Source organism: Kribbella sp. VKM Ac-2571 (genome assembly GCF_004362255.1).
Taxonomy (GTDB): domain Bacteria; phylum Actinomycetota; class Actinomycetes; order Propionibacteriales; family Kribbellaceae; genus Kribbella; species Kribbella pratensis.
Genome location: NZ_SNWS01000026.1, coordinates 28,204 through 44,834, shown reverse-complemented (window position 1 = coordinate 44,834; position 16,631 = coordinate 28,204). Strand labels below are relative to the sequence as shown.

The window sequence follows — 16,631 nt, the reverse complement described above, 5'->3', positions numbered from 1 at the left end:
CGACACGGAATCGACAACACCCGGAAAGAATTTTTATTACCGTGGGGTACATGGAGCATCTCGACGTCCTGATCGTCGGCGCAGGGCTGTCCGGGATCGGTGCGGCGTACCGGATCCAGACCCGGTGCCCGGACCGCACGTACGCCGTACTGGAGGGCCGCGACGCGCTCGGCGGCACCTGGGACCTGTTCCGGTACCCGGGGGTTCGGTCGGACTCCGACATGTTCACGCTCGGGTTCCCGTTCCACCCGTGGAAGGCCGCGAAGGCGATCGCGGACGGTCCGTCGATCCTCGACTACCTGCACGAGACCGCGTCGACGTACGGGATCGACAAGCACGTCCGCTTCGGCCAACGCGTCGTACGGGCCTCGTGGTCGTCGACGGACGCGCTGTGGACCGTGGAGACGGCGGACACGTCGTACACCTGCTCCTTCCTCTACGTGTGCAGCGGGTACTACGACTACGACTCGGGGTACGTCGTCGACTTCGACGGAAAGAACGATTTCCAAGGCCGGATCGTGCACCCGCAGCATTGGCCCGACGAGTTGGACTACACCGGCCAGCGCGTCGTCGTGATCGGCAGCGGCGCGACCGCAGTGACTCTGGTGCCCGCGATGGCGGGTACGGCGGAACACGTGACGATGCTGCAGCGGTCGCCGAGCTACGTCGCCTCCCGCCCGGCCCACGACGCGATGTCGGACCGTATCCGCGCCGTACTGCCCGAGAACCTGGCGCACCGGCTGATCCGCGGCAAGAACGTTGTCCTGAGCACCGCCATCTACAACGCGTTCCGGAAGTGGCCGGCGCATGCGGCCTGGTTGCTGAACAGCACCGTGGCGAAGCAACTGCCCGAGTCGATCCCCGTCGATCCGCACTTCACGCCGCGGTACAAGCCGTGGGATCAGCGACTGTGCCTGGTCCCGGACGCGGACCTGTTCAAGGCGCTGCGTAACGGGTCGGCCTCAGTGGTGACCGACGAGATCGAACGGTTCACCCCTCGCGGACTGAGGTTGCGGTCCGGGCGTGAACTGGAGGCCGATCTCGTCGTCACCGCGACCGGCCTCCGTATGGTTGCGCTCGGCAACATCCAGGTGACGGTCGACGGCCGGGAGATCGCGCCGCACGACACCTTCGTCTACAAGGGCATGATGCTGAGCGGCGTGCCGAATCTCGCCTGGTGCATTGGGTACACCAACAACTCGTGGACCCTGCGCTCCGACCTCACCTCGCAGTACGTGTGCCGGCTCCTCAACCACCTGAAGGCCACCGGCACCCGCACCTGCGTTCCCGAGGTCGATCCCGCCGAGTACGACGCCCCACCCCGCCCCGTCGTCGACCTGAGCTCCGGCTACATCCGCCGAGCCGCCCAACTCCTCCCCCGCCAAGGCACCCAAGGCCCCTGGCGCCTCCGCCAGAACTACCCCCGAGACCTCATCACCCTCCGCTACAACCGAGTCAACGACGGCGTAATGCAGTTCACCCCCTGACAGATTCCCGCAGCACCCCACCCCCGAACTCGTGCGTGACGCCAGCCCGGCCCCGCTGCCCCGGCCCCGCCGCACGCGGGTGGCCCCCGCAGGTGCAGGGTTACCCCCTCGTATTTTCAGTGGACAACCCTCCAGTCGAGCGGGCAAGGCCGGCGTTCTACCTGGCGGTGCGGGCGCGGCGTTCGCGCAGTGTGGGTCAGGGGACGGGCACGGGCGGTTGAGGGCCGACGTACGTGGCGATCGGGCGGATGATCTTCGGGTCGGTGGATTGTTCGAGGATGTTGGCGGACCAGCCGATGACGCGGCTGACGGCGAACGTCGGCGTGAACATGGCGCGCGGGATGCCGCACAGCTCCATCACGACACCGGCGTAGAACTCGACGTTGGCGTACAGGTTGCGGCCCGGCTTCAGCTCGGCGAGTACGTCGACGATCCGCTGCTCGACGGTCGTCGCGAAGTCGACGAGCTCGCCGCCGATCCCGCGGGCGATGTCGCGCAGCATCAGCGAACGCGGGTCCTCGGTGCGGTACACCGCATGCCCGAACCCCATGATCCGGTCGCCCGCGGACACCTTCGCGCGAACCCAGTCGTCGATGCGCTCCGGCGTACCGATCTCGTCGAGGCTCGCCAGAGCGCGATCCGGCGCGCCGCCGTGCAGCGGACCGGAGAACGCGCCGATCGCACCCGCGACGGCCGAGACCACGTCCGCACCAGTGGACGCGATGACGCGGGCGGTAAAGGTGGACGCGTTGAAGCCGTGATCGACGGTCGAGACCAGGTAGTGCTCGATCGCGGCCGCGTGGACGGCAGTGGGTTCAGCGCCGGTCACCAGGTACAGCCAGTTCTCGGCCGCCGACAGATCGGCCCGCGGCTCGAGCGGCTGCTGTCCTTCGCGAAGCCGGTACAGGGCCGCAAGGATGGTCGGTGTCACTGCGCAGACCAGCATCGCGTCGGCCTTACGGCGGGCCGGGTCGGCATCCCAGAGCGGCGGGAGACCACGGACAGCCGCCAGGAGCGACAGGGCGGTGCGGAGACCGGCGAGCGGGTTGAACGCCGTACCGGCGGTCGCGATCGCCGGGAGGACCGCGCTGACCTCGTCGGGGAGGACCCGCAGCGGAGCAATCTCGGCAACGAACCGGTCGCGCTCGGCGGCGGTCGGGAGGTGGCCTTCGAACATCAGGTACCAGACGTCCTCGAGGGTCTTGGACTTGGCGAGATCGATCGCCGAGTACTCGCGGTAGTGGTAGAAGCCCTCGTCGCCCCGGACGTCGCCGAGGGTCGTCTCGGTGACGACGACGTTGCGCAGGCCGGGCGGAACATTGATCGTTGTTGACATATCTTCAGAGTTGACAGGCGATCAATGATTGTCAATATTGATCCAGTCAACATGAATCATCTGAGGAGCGGGGATGCCGTCAGAAGGTGATGAGAATTACCTGACCACCGCCGAGGTGGCGCGCCGTCTGCAGGTGAAGCCGGCGACGGTCTACGCCTACGTCAGCCGCGGCCTCCTCACCAGCGTCCGAGCCCGCGGCCGCCGCGGCAGTCTCTTCCCAGCCGCCGACGTCGAACGCCTGGCCGCCCGCTCGGTAGAACACTCAGGCGTCGTCGAACGCATCGAATCCGAACTGACTCTCCTCCAGGACGACAACCTCTACTACCGAGGCCACTCCGCCCAATCCCTAGCCACCACCGCCACCCTCCCCCAAGTAGCCACCCTCCTCTGGACCGGCAGACCGCCAACGGACGCCCCAAACCCACCAACCCCCGCGGGAGCAGTCGCCTCGGACACCGCAGGCGCTGGTGTGGCCAGCCCAGGAGTTGTAGGTGGGGTGGAGATGGACTTGTTCGGGGTTGAGCGGGCGGGGGTGGAATTGGCTCGGGCGGCGATGGAGGTGGTGCCGACCGGGGCTCGGTTGACGGATCGGTTGCGGGTGGCGGTGGCGGTGTTGGGGGCTGCGGATCCGTTGCGGTTCGACCTTTCGGCGGCGTCGGTGACGGCCGCGGCCGGGAGGTTGATCGGGACGTTGGTCGCGGCACTCCCGGGGCCGATCGTCACGCGTACGACCCTGGGCGGGAAGCTCTGGCCGAAGCTCACGGACGCAGAACCACGACCGGAGGTACTCGACGCCGCACTCATCCTCCTCGCCGATCACGGCCTCGCAGTCTCCACCATCGCGGCGAGGGTCGCAGCCAGCGCACGAGCAAACCTGTACGCCGTCATCTCGGCAGGACTCGGCGCACTCGACGGCCAGTACCACGGCGCAGCGCCGACCCTCGCCTACGAGTTCCTGGACCGAGCGAAACACGATCCGATGAAGGCGTTGTCGGACCAGTTGCGTTCCGGCGAACCGATCCCCGGCTTCGGCCACCGCATCTACCAGCACCGCGACCCGCGGGCCGACGTACTGCTTGAACTCCTCGGCGACCACCCGATCGTCAGCACGATCCACGCGATCGCCGAACGTACGCCGACGTTCCCCAACAGCGATCTCGCGATCGCCGCGGTCATGCACGCCTACAACTTCCGCCCCGACGCCGGCGACGCTCTCTTCGCCCTGGCCCGCATGATCGGCTGGACCGCCCACGCCCTGGAGGAGTACGCAGCCCCCGCCCTCCGCTTCCGAACCCTAGGCATCTACACCGGCCAAACCACCTAACCCCCCACCCCTCCACGCCGCTGGCGGGTTGTTTGACCGGTGGCGGGTTGCATCACGTCAGGGGTGAAACAACCCGCCACCGGGCAGCCGATTTGGTGGGTGGGTGCAACTAGTGGCCTGGGGCTACTTGGTGGTTAGTTTGAGGAGGGTCGCGGCGCCGGGGGCCAGGGAGATCGGGACCGGGGCGACGCGTTGCGGGACGTACTTCTGGCGGGCCGGCTGGAAGATCCCGATCGAGCCGACCGTTTGCTCGTTGACCGACACGACCGCCCGCGCCCGCGTACTGTGCGAGCGGTTGGCGACCAGCAGCCAGCGATCGCTCGACGCGGCGTCGCGGGATCGGAAGGTACCGACCACGACCGCGTCGCCCGTGATACCCGACACCAGGTTCGTCCGGGTGAAGCCGACGGTCCCGTTCGGCAGTGGTGTTTCGTTGGCGTGCTCAACGGTCTCGGACACGAGCGGCTTGAGTTCACGACCGACCTGGTGCAGCCAAGTGGTGTTGATCTGCTTCGCCGCGTAGTACCGCGAGGTCCGTTCCCCGTCGACGGTGATCAGCGCCGGCCCGAACCCTTCGCCGCGGGCCGCCTCGGGCGTCCAGTAGGTGAAGTACTGGATGCCTTTGGCGCCGTACGCGAGGCTGATGTTTACCTGCCAGAGCAGTTCGGCAGCGGTCGGTTCACGATGGTTGTTGTAGGCAAGCGTCTGGATGAACACCCAGGACGGGATGTCACCGTGCAACGCCGCGTCCCGGACGATCGCCCAGTTATGGAAGTAGTTCGCGTCCTCGCGCCCCTCGGAGAGCAGCGGGTACCGGTCGAACGAGATCAGCGACGGCTTCGCCATGTCGACGAAGCTGCGATAGTACGACGCGTCGTCGGACGGGAACAGGTTGATGTACGGCAGCAGTTGCGGCGCGAGCTCGCGGGAGATCGACAGGGCCTTCGCGAGCGTCGCGAACCAGCCCGGGCCGGGTTCGTCGTAGAAGTTGAAGCCGGCGAGCGAGGAGAACGGCCCGTACGCGTCACGGGCCCGGATGTAGAGCGCCCTGGCCTCGGCCGGGGTGACGCTGAGGAAGTCCGACGGGTTGTCTGAGATCGAGAACCAGCGGGACATGTTGCGGATCTGGATGTCGTCCGAGATCAGCATCTTCAGGCCGGCGTCGCGGGCGAGCCCGAGCTGGTACTGGAAGATGTTTCCGTCGCCGGCGTAGTTGCCGGAGATCACGAAGTCGAACCCGGCGTCCTTGATCTCGCCGAACCGCTCCGCCGTACTCGCGTACGGGTGCGGCGGCCAGAACAACCCGATCGGGAAGTCGGCCCCGCCCGTCAACGGCAACGTGTCAGGCGACGGTACGGCGACCGCACCCGAGCCGACCGAACCACCAGCGGCTGCACCCGACACGGATCCTGCGGAAGCTGATCCTGCAGACGCAGATCCCGCGGAAGCGGAAGTGGAAGCGGACGCGGTGGAGGCGGACGCCGTCGTAGCGGATGCCGCGGAGACGGCACCTGCGGTGAGGGCGGTGGCGCCGGCGCCGAGGAGCAGGGCGCGACGGCTCGGGCCGAGGGTCTGGTGCGGACTGTCCATGTCTCTCCTTCGAAAGGCGGTCGAACGGAGTGGTGAGGGTTGATCAGGGGCGGTCGAAGCGAGCGGCGAAGGTTCTCCAGGGGCGGTCGAACGAGTGGCGAAGGCTCTCTAGGGGGTCGAACGGAGTGGTGAGGGTTGTTCAGGTGGGTTGCCGGTGCGTGGACACTGCGTCGGCAGTCGCATCGAAGGCCTGTTCTGCCAGGGGATAGTCGCGTTGGGCAACGCCGAGGTAGAGCGCGTCCAGGACGATCATCTGGGCGTGACGTCCGGACAGTCCCCCGGTGCGGAACGTGACGTCGCGGGCCGCGGTGACCAGCACGATGTCCGCCGCCCGGGCCAGCGGCGAGCGGGGATAGTTGGTGATGGCAACAGTCGTCGCGCCCTGCCGGCCGGCCCGTGCCATCGGCTCCAGGACTTCGATCGTCTCGCCGCTGTGCGAGATCCCGATCGCGACGTCGCCGGTGCCGAGCAGCGCGGAGCTGGCCAGCGCGGTGTGTACGTCGCTCCAGGTGCTCGCGGCGCGCCCGATCCGGTGCAGCCGCAACCGCAGGTCCTCGGCGACGGACGCCGACCCCGCCACGGCGTACAGATCGATCCGCCGCGCGTCCGAGATCGCCCGGACGGCCCGCCCGAGCGCTTCGACGTCGAGTGCCGCGACCGTGTCTTCGAGCGCGCGGGTGTCGGCGCGCAGCAGAGTCCGGAGTACGTCGTCCAGCGAGTCGTCCGGTCCCACCTCCGAGCCGGTCCCCCGCTCCCAGCTCGGACTGGTCCGACCACTCTCGGCCGCCAGCGTCAGCCGCAACTCGGCGTACCCGGACAGACCGAGCGCCAGGCAGAACCGCGTGACGGTCGGCAGCGATGTACTGCAGCGGGCCGCCAACTGGCCGATCGTCGACGAGGCGACCGCCGCCGGGTCCCGGAGCACCTCGGCGGCGATCCGCGCCTGCGCCGGACTGAGCGCCGGCAACAGACCGTGGATCCGCGCCTCGAGACTCGGCCGCGGTGACTCGAAAGCACTCATGTAAAGAATTCTCAGAGCACGTCAACCAAAATTACAAGGATTCACACTGACCACTTCCGGCCAGCCATCCACTCATCCACTGAGGGGTGAACCGGTCCGACCAGCCACCGCGCCCCATCCCGCCGGACGGTGAACCGGCCCGCGCGCCACGCCCCATCCCGCCGGGCGGTGAACCGGCCCGCGCGCCACCGCCCCACCCCGTCGAGCAGCCACCTATCCACCCCGCCCAGTGGCCTGGTCCGACCAGCCACCGACTCTCATCCCTCCGCGCAGTGGGCCTGGTCCGACCAGCCCTCGAGCGGCGGAGTGGTCTGGTTGGTCAGTGGGTCATGCGGCGGATGGTGAACTGGTTGGACTGGGCGCCGGCTAGGAGTACGTCGATGCGGCCGCTGAGCACGTAGGTGCCGTACGGCGTGATCGCCGCCGTTGTCGGAGCGGCGACAGGCCACGGTTCGACTGATCGGACCTGCGCGGTGCGGTAGTTGTCGCGACTGCTGAGCACGGTCGCCTGCTCCACGCCAGGGGCGCCGAGCTTGTTGGTGATCGCGATCAACCGACCGTCTGGCCTGAGCGCTAAGCCGTCTCCGCCGACCAGTGCACTGGTCAGACCAGTCGCACTTAGTTCACCGCGCGGCGAGATGCGGAACAAGGCGCCGGTGTCGTAGCGGACGGTCAGGAGGTAGCCGGCCGGGTGCCAGACGATGCCGTTGGCACCGATCGTGGCGCTGCGCAGGCGCTCGTCGCGGACCAGGACGGTTGCGACGCCCGCAGGGGTCACCTTGTAGATCGCATCGGATGCCGGGTCGGTGACGTAGGCGTTGCCCGCGGCATCGAGTGCCAGGTCGTTGGCGCCGTGGTGGCCGCCGGCTGGGTTGAGGCGCGGGGTGTTCAGATCGACGCGCTGCTCCAGTTGGCCGGTGCGCAGGTTGTAGATGGCGATGCCGGATTGCTTGTACGTCGTGGCTTCCGATGAGCGATCGCCATTGCCGATGTCGGCGTACGTGACAAGTACTCGGTTGCGCACCGCGTCGACGTGCAGGCCGAAGGTGGAGACGCCGGGTGCGACGCCGAACGGATGCGGTACGCCGTCGCGGCCGACCACGGAGATCCGGCCGGTCGCCAACGATCCGACCAGGAACGCCCGCCGCGTCGGGTCCCAGGCGATCCCTTCCGGATACCGATCTCTCGTCCACCCGTCGATCTGCCCAACCCGACGGAACGCCGCACGAGGCGACATAGCTGCGGCGGTGGCCGGGGTGGTGGCCGCGGCGGGGCCGGCGATAGCGGCGGTGGTGGTGGCCGGGACAACGGTCGTGGTGGCGGTGGCGGCGAACGCGGTGGTGGTGGAGGTAGCGCTGGTGAAGGCGGTGGTGGCGGGTAGGGCGGTTGCCAGGGTTAGTAGGGCTGTTGTTGGGGTGCGGAATTTCATGGCCGGGTCTCTCTTCCGTCGGATACGAACACAGAGACTAATCAGAGCTCTGATAGCCGTCAATGCATATATCAGCAGCGTCGTTCGTACGATGGTCACCATGCGGATGTCCTTCGACGAACGGCTCGGGAGTCACCTCAAGCGGGTTGAGCAGGAGCTGCAGGCGGCGAAGGCGGCCGCGGTGAAGCCGGCCGGGCTCACCGTGCCGCAGTACGCCGCCCTGTTCGTCCTGGACGAGCAGCCGGGAATCTCGGCCGCCGAGCTCGCTCGCCGCTGCCTGGTCACCCCACAGACGATGACGACGATCCTGCGCAACCTGGAGTCGGCCGGCCTGATCGAGCGCACACCGCACCCACTGCACAGGCATGTCATCGAGACCCGCCCGACCACAGCCGGCCGGAAAGCTCTCGAACAGGCGGACAAGCGCGCCACAGGCGTCGAGCGCAGACTCGCCGACGCCTTCAGCGAGGAGGAAGCGGAGACCCTCCGCACCCTCCTCGCCCGGGTCTCAGAGACCCTGACAACTGACCCGATCCTGAAGAGTTGATATAGGTCGGGTTAGCCCTTCCTAAGCGCCTCCGGAGGTGTCAGAAGGGATCCGTTATGGGGTCCTTGGAGGATCTGGCGTTTGGTAGCGCCGGGGTTCTCTTGACGTTTGCTGGAGGTGGGTTGTGTCTGTGCATGCTGCTCCTGTCACGTCGTCGACGGTCGTGGTTGCGGTGGATGTGGGTAAGCGGTCGGTCGCGTTGTCGGTGACCGATGCTGGGCGTCATCGGGTGCTGGGGCCGGTGGAGTTCGAGATGACGAGATCGGCGTTGGCGTCGGTGGTGGGCCAGGTCCGTGGCGTGCTGCCCGACGACGGGGCGTGGGTGAAGGTCGGGGTGGAGGCTTGCGGGCACTATCACCAGCCGCTGCTGGCGCCGTCGGCGTGGCCGAGCGGGTGGGAGGTGCTCGAGTTGAATCCGGGGCACGTCTGCGAGCAGCGCAGGGTGATGGGTCGGCGGCGGGTGAAGACCGATGCGTTCGATCTGGAAGCGATCACCGAGTTGCTGCTGGCCGGAGCCGGGGTCCCGGTCACCACGCGGGAGTTGGTGCTGGGCGAACTGAGGGCGTGGACTGCGCACCGGACCCGCCGCGTGGCAGTGCGGACGGCGACGAAGAACCAGTTGCTGGGCCAGGTTACCGCGGCCCGCGAGGCGCTGCCGACCGCCGATGCCGCGGTGGCCCGCCGGGTCGTGGCCACCGATCTGAGGCTGCTGAACGAGTTGGAGCGGCAGATCTGTACTGCCGAGCAGGAACTGGCGATGCTGCTGCCGGCCAGTCCGTTTCGCACGTTGACCAGCGTCCCGGGCTGGGGCGTGGTCCGCGCCGCCAACTATGCCGGTGCGCTGGGCGACCCGCGGCGCTGGCCTGGCCCGGCGCAGATCTACCGGGCCTCCGGGCTGTCCCCGGCCCAGTACGAGTCGGCTGGGCGGCGCCGCGACGGGGCGATCAGCCGAGAAGGCAGCGTCGTGCTGCGCCGCGCCCTGATCGACCTCGGCGTCGGGCTATGGCTGAACGACCCGGCCGCCAAGCAGTACGCCGCCGGGCTCAAGGCACGCGGTAAACGCGGCGGTGTCATCGCCTGCGCGCTCGCGCACCGCGCCACCCACATCGCCCACGCCCTGGTGCGCGACCAGGCCCGCTACGACCAGGCCCGCTACGACCCGGGCCGCTGGACCTGAACACACCTGCCCTTTCCCGCCGCCGCTGCCCTCAACGCCGGCCGCGTGGGAACGGTCAACGTGGAGCGCCCGCAGCGCAGCGAGGACGAACGACGTTGACCGCGACGAGCACCGGCGTACAACCCGCAGCGGCGAGGAAGGGCGCGCTCTCACCGTCAACCTCCGCCCGAGCCAAGGAGCAGACCCCTTCACAACTCCAGCCGGTGGGTGCCACGCTGGACGAGACGAAGGGCCGGATCAGACGCCGCATGAGTTATGGCGCACCCCACGGTGACGCCGCATCTAACTTGGCGCCCGGCCCTTCGCCCATCACGACAGCCCGAACGACGCCAGATGACCCCACAGCGAAGGTCGCATACGTCAACGTGGGCGTCCGGCACCCGGACCAGCACCCCACCTTCACCGGTCAAGACCGAACAACAAACCCCGCAACACCCCGCGGAGTCGCTGCCACACGCCCACACGAGAGGCTTGACTGACTTACAGCCAGTTAGAACAGCGCGGCCATCAACCGGCGACGCGCCTTGACGACGCGCTCGTCGTCCGCGCCGACGACCTCGAAGAGCTCGAGCAGGTGCAGCCGTACGGCGTTCCGCTCGTCGCCTGAGGTCGCCTGGACCGTGGAGATCAGGCGCGCGAACGCGTCGTCCACATGCCCGCCCATCAGGTCCACGTCGGCCACCAGCAGCTGCGCCTCGACGTCTGTCGGGTTGTCGGCCGCCCGCGTCCGCACGTCGGCCGGCACGTCCTGCGTACGCTTCACCAGCTGCACCCGGGCCAGCCCCGACTTCGCCTCGGCGTCGTTCGGCGTCTCCTTCAGCAGCTCTTCGTACGCCGCGATCGCGCCGTCCAGATCGCCCGCGGCGACCGCGTTCTCGGCCTGCTCGTACCGCAGGTTCGGAGCCTCCTCCTCGGCAGCCTCGCCGACCGGACCGACCGGCTCGGCGCGACCGGTGATCCCGTTCGCGACGGCGACCGTCAGCAACTGGTCGAGGTACTGCCGGACCTCGGGCTCACCGAGGACGCCCTGGAACAGCGGCACCGGCTGACCCCGCAGGATCGCGATCACGGTCGGCACCGCCTGTACGCCGAACGCCTGAGCAACCTGTGGGTTCGCGTCGACGTCGATGCGGGCCACCAGGAACTTGCCGGCGTACTCGGTCGACAACTGGGCCAGCACCGCACCGAGCGCGTTCGAGCCCTGCGACCGCGGCGAATACAGCTCGACGACGACCGGTGCCTGGAGCGAGCGCTCGATGACGTCGGACTGGAAGTTGGCCTCGCCGACCTCCAGCACGTACGCACCTGCAGGCCCGCCACCCGCAGCACCACCGGCTGGAGCACCAGGAGCGCCGGGCGCACCGGCCGGTTTACGGAGGGACGACAGGTCGACCGCCCCTGGACGGGAGAAGTTGGACTGGCTCACCACTGTCCTCGCATTCCGTGCACACTCCGTACGTTCACAGGTCCATCCTCTACGACGCCGCCGACTTGCGCTGCGCCCGGGTCACCATCAGGAGCCGGGCGAGGCCCGCTCGGGTCCCCGCGACCGCCAACCGGGTCCCTACCGTGACCGGCCGCTCGGCCGCCGGACTCCACTCCCACGGGCCGTGCCGATCCTGCCGTGCGAGTACCCGCAGCCCCTCGGCCTCGTTCAGTTCGCCGAGCCGCCGGCCGTCGGCGACCGACCCGGGCTCGACGGTCACCTCGGTCAGCAGCAGCACGCGGCGACCGGCCGGGATCGTCACCTGCTTGCGCCGGTTCGCGACCGCGGCGGCGATCGCCGGTGCCACCAGCATCGACACCGAGCGGCTATGGCCGAGGCCCAGCCGCCGCTCGACCCGCTGCGCCAGGTCGTGGTCGAACATCCGCATCGTGATCCGGGCATCCGGGTTCAGGTCCCGGGCCACCATCGCCGACTCCAGGTTCGTGATGTCGCCATCGGTGATCGCGAGCACCGACTGGCACCGCTGGACGCCGGCCGACCGCAGCGTCTCCTCGTTGCTGCTGTCCCCGATCACGACCGGGATCTTCAGCCGGTGCGCGACCTGGATGCCCGGCGCGTCCTCGTCCTGATCGACGCCGACGACCGCGACGCCCCGCTCGGTGAGGATCTCGAGCACCCGAGCGCCGACCGTACCGAGACCGCACACCACCACATGGTTGCGCGGTCGCCCGCGGACACCGCCGATGATCCGCGACAGCCGCGCGCCGATCAGCGAGTCGACCACGACCGCGGTCAGCAACGCCATCAGCACGATCCCGGTCAGTTGCACCACGACCGCCGCGACCTTCACCCACGGGTCCGCGTCGGAGAACGCGTTGTCCTCGATGCCCGCCGACGTCACCGCACCGGCCGCCAGGTAGATCGCCCGCCACCAGTCGATCCCGCCGACGAAATGGATGACCGCCGTACCCGCCGCGACCAGGAACGCCATCACCGCGGCGATCTTCCGGACCCGGCTGTCGAGGATGTCGCGCAGGCCCATGAACCAGCCGGCCGGACGTACGTCGCGGCTGCGCCAGATCGTCCGTACGCCGGCGCCGAGAACGATGTCACCGTCCGGGTCGGCGCTGGCCATCGGCAACAACTGCGGCGTCGCGGACGAGGTCGTGTCCGCGAGCACCGTCAGATGCGGCTCGCGGATCAGATCGGCCTGTCCCACAACGACCCGCTGACCGCCGAGCTCCATCCAGGTCAGCTCGTCGTCCTCCAGCGCGTCCGACACGAACGCGGGGGCGGCGAGCGACGGCCCGTTGATCACCACGCAGTCGCCGAGCAGGCTGTTCAGCTGTTTGCTCAGCCGCGGATTGACCATCTGTACGACGATCCGCAGCTCCGGATCCATGTCCCGCGCAGTCAGTGCGGTGTGGACGTTGTGTACGTCGTCGGTGTCCAGCAGGACCAGTGCGCGCGCGGTGGACGGCGTACCGTCGTCGTCGGCGTCGATCCCGGCCCGCCGCAGCAACGCCTCGCTGATCACCCGGGCGCCCATCACGGTCGCGCCGAGTTCACCGATCCGGTCGTAGTGCCGGGACGCGGGGTTGACGATCGCGGTCACGCGTTCGCCTGAGCTCACCAGTTCGGTGACCACCCGCAGCATCGTGCGGTCCGAACCGCAGACCACCACGCGTCGTCCGTCCGGGGAATCGGCCGCACCAGGGGCCTCTCGCCCGGACGGTGGCGGCTCCTCAGAATCGGGCGGGCTCTCGGTACTCTCCCCACTGTTCCCGAAGAACGTGACAGATTTCCCCCATCGTGGCCTCCGCACGCACTGCCTCCAGCATGGGCTCGATCAGGTTGCCAGTGCCGCTGGCCGCCTCCACCAGAGCCGACAGCGTACGCCGTACCCGGTCCTCGTCGCGGTGCGCCTTGCGTTCCGCGAGGACGCGGCACTGCTCGACCTCGACCTCGTGCGAGACCCGGAGGATCTCCAGCTCGCCGGACACGGTGTCGGTGAGTGTGTTCACGCCGACGATCTTCTTCTCGCTCTTCTCGAGCTTCTGCTGGTACTCGAACGCGGCGTCGGCGATCTCGGCCATGAACCAGCCGTCCTCGATCCCGCGCAGGATGCCGCCGGTCATGGTCTCGTCCGGGCTCATCTCCTTGATCCGCGCGAAGATCGCCTCGGCCTCGGCCTCGATCGCGTCGGTCAGCGCCTCGACGTACCAGGACCCGCCGAGCGGGTCGGCGACGTTCGTGATGCCGATCTCCTCCATCAGCACCGACTGGGTCCGCAGCGCGATCTCGGCCGACTCCTCACTCGGCAGCGCCAGCGTCTCGTCGAGCGCGTTGGTGTGCAGCGAGTTCGTCCCGCCCAGTACGGCGGCCAGCGCCTCGACAGCCGTCCGTACGACGTTGTTGTACGGCTGCTGCGCCGTGAGCGACACCCCGGCCGTCTGCGTGTGGAACCGGAGCCACTGCGCTTTCTCGGTCTTGGCGCCGTACACGTCGCGCAGCCAGCGGGCCCAGATCCGGCGGGCGGCCCGGAACTTCGCGATCTCCTCGAAGAAGTCGAGGTGGCTGTCGAAGAAGAACGACAGGCCCGGCGCGAACACGTCGACGTCGAGACCACGGGAGAGCCCGAGTTCGACGTACCCGAAGCCGTCGGCGAGCGTGTAGGCGAGCTCCTGCGCGGCGGTCGAGCCGGCCTCACGGATGTGGTACCCGGAGACGCTGAGCGGCTTGTACGCCGGGATCGTGGTCGCGCAGTACTCCATCAGGTCGCCGATCAGGCGCAGATGCGGCTCCGGCGGGAACAGCCATTCCTTCTGCGCGATGTACTCCTTGAAGATGTCGGTCTGCAGCGTCCCGTTCAGCTTGGAGATGTCCGCGCCCTGGCGCTCGGCGGCCACGAGGTACATGCAGAACACCGGCACCGCCGGGCCGGAGATCGTCATCGACGTGGTGACGTCCTGGAGCGGGATGTCCTTGAACAGCCGGTCCATGTCGACGGCCGAGTCGATCGCGACGCCGCAGTGCCCGACCTCACCGAGCGCCTTCGGGTCGTCGGAGTCGCGGCCCATCAGCGTCGGCATGTCGAACGCGACGGACAGACCGCCGCCACCGCCGTTGAGGATCATCCGGTAGCGCTCGTTGGTCTGCTCGGCGTTCCCGAAACCGGCGAACTGGCGGATCGTCCACGTCCGGCCGCGGTACCCGGTCGCGTACAGACCGCGGGTGAACGGGAACTCCCCCGGCCAGCCGATCCGCTCCATCCGCGGGTCGTCGACGCCTTCGGGCGGCCCGTACACCGGCTCGACCTCGGTGCCGGACAGCGTGGTGAAGTCCGCCTCCCGCTTGCGCGCGGCGTCGTACCGCAGCTGCCACCGGCTCCGGCCGGCCGCGATCTGCTCGGCATCCATCAGTCAGACCTCCTAGGGAACTGGTCCCAAAATACTAGGACGTCCAACTATTTCCAACCGATGCAACGCCCAGACCTGCTCAGTTTCCGGTCAGTTGAAGTCGCCGGCGTTGTGGCGGAGGGGTTCCAGGACGGACCAGAGCATCTTCAGCTGCTCATCGGTGAGGCCGGACAGGGCGAAGTCGGCGGCGACCAGGTCGGCGGTGGCGCGTTCGACCAGGTCGCGGCCTTCGGGGGTGATCTCGCAGAGCACCGCGCGGCCGTCGTCCGGGTGCGGTGTCCGGGTCACCAGCCCGGCCGACTCGAGCCGGCGGACGATCGAGGTCACCGACGTCGGGTGCACCTGCAGCCGCTCCCCCATCTTCCCGAGCGGCAGCGATCCGCGCCGGGAGAACGTGAGCAGCACCAGGGCCTCGAACCGGGCGAAGGTCAGCCCGTGCTTGCGGAGGATCTCGTCCAGCTCGTTGATCACGATCTGCTGCGCCCGCATCAGCGACGTCACGGCCCGCATCTGCTCGACGGCGCCCCAGCGCCGCCCCCATTGCCGCGACGCCTCGTCGATCGGATCGAACGGCAACGCCCTCTTCCTGGCCATGACCGGAACCTTAGTCCCCATCGATCTGGCTACGGACCGAGAACTGTGAGGCGGCGGCGTCCGGAACTGTCGGTGGGGCCTGCGAGGGTGCCGGCATGAGATTTCTGGAGCACGTGCGGACGGAGAGCGCCCGGCTCGGTGAGGTTGCGCGGATCGGACTCGACGCGGCCGTGCCCAGTTGCCCGGGGTGGACGGTGGACGACGTGGTGCGGCACGTCGCGATGGTGTACGTCCACAAGGTCGAGGTGCTGAAACTCGGCGCCCGCCCCGACCCGTGGCCGCCGGACTTCTCCGGGCTCGATTCGCTGGAGTGGTACGACGATGCGCGCGCAGCGATCGTCAGCGCCCTGGAGGCGGCCGGGACCGCGACGCAGACGTGGACGTTCAACCCGCGCGACAGCACGTCCGCGTTCTGGTACCGGCGGATGGCACACGAGACCGTCATCCACCGGATCGACGTCGAGCAGGCGCATGGCGTCGTCACACCGATCGACGCCGAGCTCGCCCTCGACGGGATCGACGAGGTCCTGTACCCGACGCTCGGCGGGCCGTGGTGGGAGGAGGGTGACACCGCCTACCCGATCGACGCGACCGTTCGGCTGACCACGGGAGGCCGGTCGTGGACCGTGTACGCCGACGCGACGAGTGTCGACGTACGGCAAGGGGCTGAAGGGGATGCCACGGCGGAGGTTTCCGGGGATCCGGCGCAGGTCTACCTGTGGTTGTGGGGGCGGGCCGGCGAGGACGCGATCGAGACGACCGGCGATCCGAACGTCGTGCGGGCGTTTCGCGGGAGACTTTCGGAGGCTTCGCAATGACGATGTCCTCTCGGGGGCGGGCTGTTCGTTCTCCCATTGAGAGAGCACAGCCTGAGAGACCACAGTGGTCTCAGCGAGAAGGAGGAATCCGATGGCGCAGTACCTTGCACTGACCTACACCGCTGACGTCGACTGGTGGGCGCCCGAGCAGGCCGACGAGCTGGCCGAGTACCGGAGGTTCGGCGTCGAGTTCGCCGAGCAGGTGAAGGCGAGCGCCGTCCTGCATCCGACCTCGACGGCGACCGTCGTCCGGGTCGAGGGCGCCCGCGGCGGGCCGGTGGTCACCACCGACGGACCTTACGCCGAGACCAAGGAGGCGCTGACCGGCTACTACCTGATCGAGGCCGAGGACCTCGAGGAGGCGGTGCGGATCGCGGCCGAGATCCCGGCGGCCTGGGGCGGCGCAGTCGAGGTCCGCCCGGTGATCGTGGCGAAGTAGAAC

Annotated in this window: 14 protein-coding genes; 6 read left to right on the top strand and 8 right to left on the bottom strand. The window is 68.7% G+C overall.

The annotated features are described in order from the left end of the window. Positions 1-50 precede the first annotated feature (50 nt). Positions 51-1,487 carry an NAD(P)/FAD-dependent oxidoreductase gene (locus tag EV651_RS38565; protein ID WP_133790707.1) on the top strand — a complete coding sequence of 479 codons (1,437 nt, stop codon included), beginning with the start codon at positions 51-53 and terminating at the stop codon, positions 1,485-1,487. Between the two features lie 196 nt (positions 1,488-1,683). Here the strand turns inward: EV651_RS38565 and EV651_RS38560 are convergent, their stop codons facing one another. Next, positions 1,684-2,823, bottom strand: a complete 1,140-nt coding sequence (locus EV651_RS38560; protein ID WP_133790705.1) for a citrate/2-methylcitrate synthase — start codon at positions 2,821-2,823, stop codon at positions 1,684-1,686. Between the two features lie 73 nt (positions 2,824-2,896). Between EV651_RS38560 and EV651_RS38555 the strand changes: the two genes are divergently transcribed. Beyond that, complete coding sequence (locus EV651_RS38555) at positions 2,897-4,147, top strand: citrate/2-methylcitrate synthase (RefSeq protein WP_133790703.1); 1,251 nt, start codon at positions 2,897-2,899, stop codon at positions 4,145-4,147. 123 nt (positions 4,148-4,270) lie between these two features. Here the strand turns inward: EV651_RS38555 and EV651_RS38550 are convergent, their stop codons facing one another. From EV651_RS38550 to EV651_RS38535, 3 genes are all read right to left on the bottom strand, one after another. After that, positions 4,271-5,737: a hypothetical protein gene (locus EV651_RS38550; RefSeq protein ID WP_238157476.1), complete on the bottom strand. Its 1,467-nt coding sequence runs from the start codon at positions 5,735-5,737 to the stop codon at positions 4,271-4,273. 139 nt (positions 5,738-5,876) lie between these two features. Beyond that, entirely contained in the window at positions 5,877-6,758 is an 882-nt protein-coding gene (locus EV651_RS38540) for a MurR/RpiR family transcriptional regulator (protein ID WP_133790699.1), read from the bottom strand. A gap of 319 nt (positions 6,759-7,077) precedes the next feature. After that, positions 7,078-8,187, bottom strand: a complete 1,110-nt coding sequence (locus EV651_RS38535) for an SMP-30/gluconolactonase/LRE family protein (RefSeq protein ID WP_166658933.1) — start codon at positions 8,185-8,187, stop codon at positions 7,078-7,080. A 100-nt stretch (positions 8,188-8,287) separates the two neighbouring features. On the opposite strand from EV651_RS38535, the gene EV651_RS38525 reads away from it, so the two are divergent. Beyond that, positions 8,288-8,734 carry a MarR family winged helix-turn-helix transcriptional regulator gene (locus EV651_RS38525; protein ID WP_202870717.1) on the top strand — a complete coding sequence of 149 codons (447 nt, stop codon included), beginning with the start codon at positions 8,288-8,290 and terminating at the stop codon, positions 8,732-8,734. A gap of 124 nt (positions 8,735-8,858) precedes the next feature. Beyond that, entirely contained in the window at positions 8,859-9,911 is a 1,053-nt protein-coding gene (locus EV651_RS38520) for a transposase (RefSeq protein WP_133790693.1), read from the top strand. 490 nt (positions 9,912-10,401) lie between these two features. Here EV651_RS38520 and EV651_RS38515 read toward each other — a convergent pair whose 3' ends face one another. The 4 genes from EV651_RS38515 to EV651_RS38500 all read right to left on the bottom strand — a co-directional run bounded on the left by EV651_RS38515 (position 10,402) and on the right by EV651_RS38500 (position 15,371). After that, on the bottom strand, positions 10,402-11,337 hold the full coding sequence (locus EV651_RS38515) for a tetratricopeptide repeat protein (RefSeq protein WP_133790691.1): 936 nt from the start codon (positions 11,335-11,337) through the stop codon (positions 10,402-10,404). Positions 11,338-11,386: 49 nt separating this feature from the next. Then, positions 11,387-13,183, bottom strand: a complete 1,797-nt coding sequence (locus EV651_RS38510) for an NAD-binding protein (RefSeq protein ID WP_133790689.1) — start codon at positions 13,181-13,183, stop codon at positions 11,387-11,389. Next, complete coding sequence (locus EV651_RS38505) at positions 13,104-14,777, bottom strand: methylmalonyl-CoA mutase (RefSeq protein WP_133790687.1); 1,674 nt, start codon at positions 14,775-14,777, stop codon at positions 13,104-13,106. Before EV651_RS38505 ends, EV651_RS38510 begins: the two co-directional genes overlap by 80 nt. A 90-nt stretch (positions 14,778-14,867) precedes the next feature. Further along, positions 14,868-15,371, bottom strand: coding sequence for a MarR family winged helix-turn-helix transcriptional regulator (locus EV651_RS38500; protein ID WP_133790685.1), 504 nt, complete (start codon positions 15,369-15,371; stop codon positions 14,868-14,870). Between the two features lie 95 nt (positions 15,372-15,466). Between EV651_RS38500 and EV651_RS38495 the strand changes: the two genes are divergently transcribed. Then, entirely contained in the window at positions 15,467-16,189 is a 723-nt protein-coding gene (locus tag EV651_RS38495) for a maleylpyruvate isomerase family mycothiol-dependent enzyme (protein WP_133790683.1), read from the top strand. A 91-nt stretch (positions 16,190-16,280) separates the two neighbouring features. After that, positions 16,281-16,628, top strand: coding sequence for a YciI family protein (locus EV651_RS38490; RefSeq protein WP_133790681.1), 348 nt, complete (start codon positions 16,281-16,283; stop codon positions 16,626-16,628). The last annotated feature ends 3 nt before the right edge of the window (positions 16,629-16,631 follow it).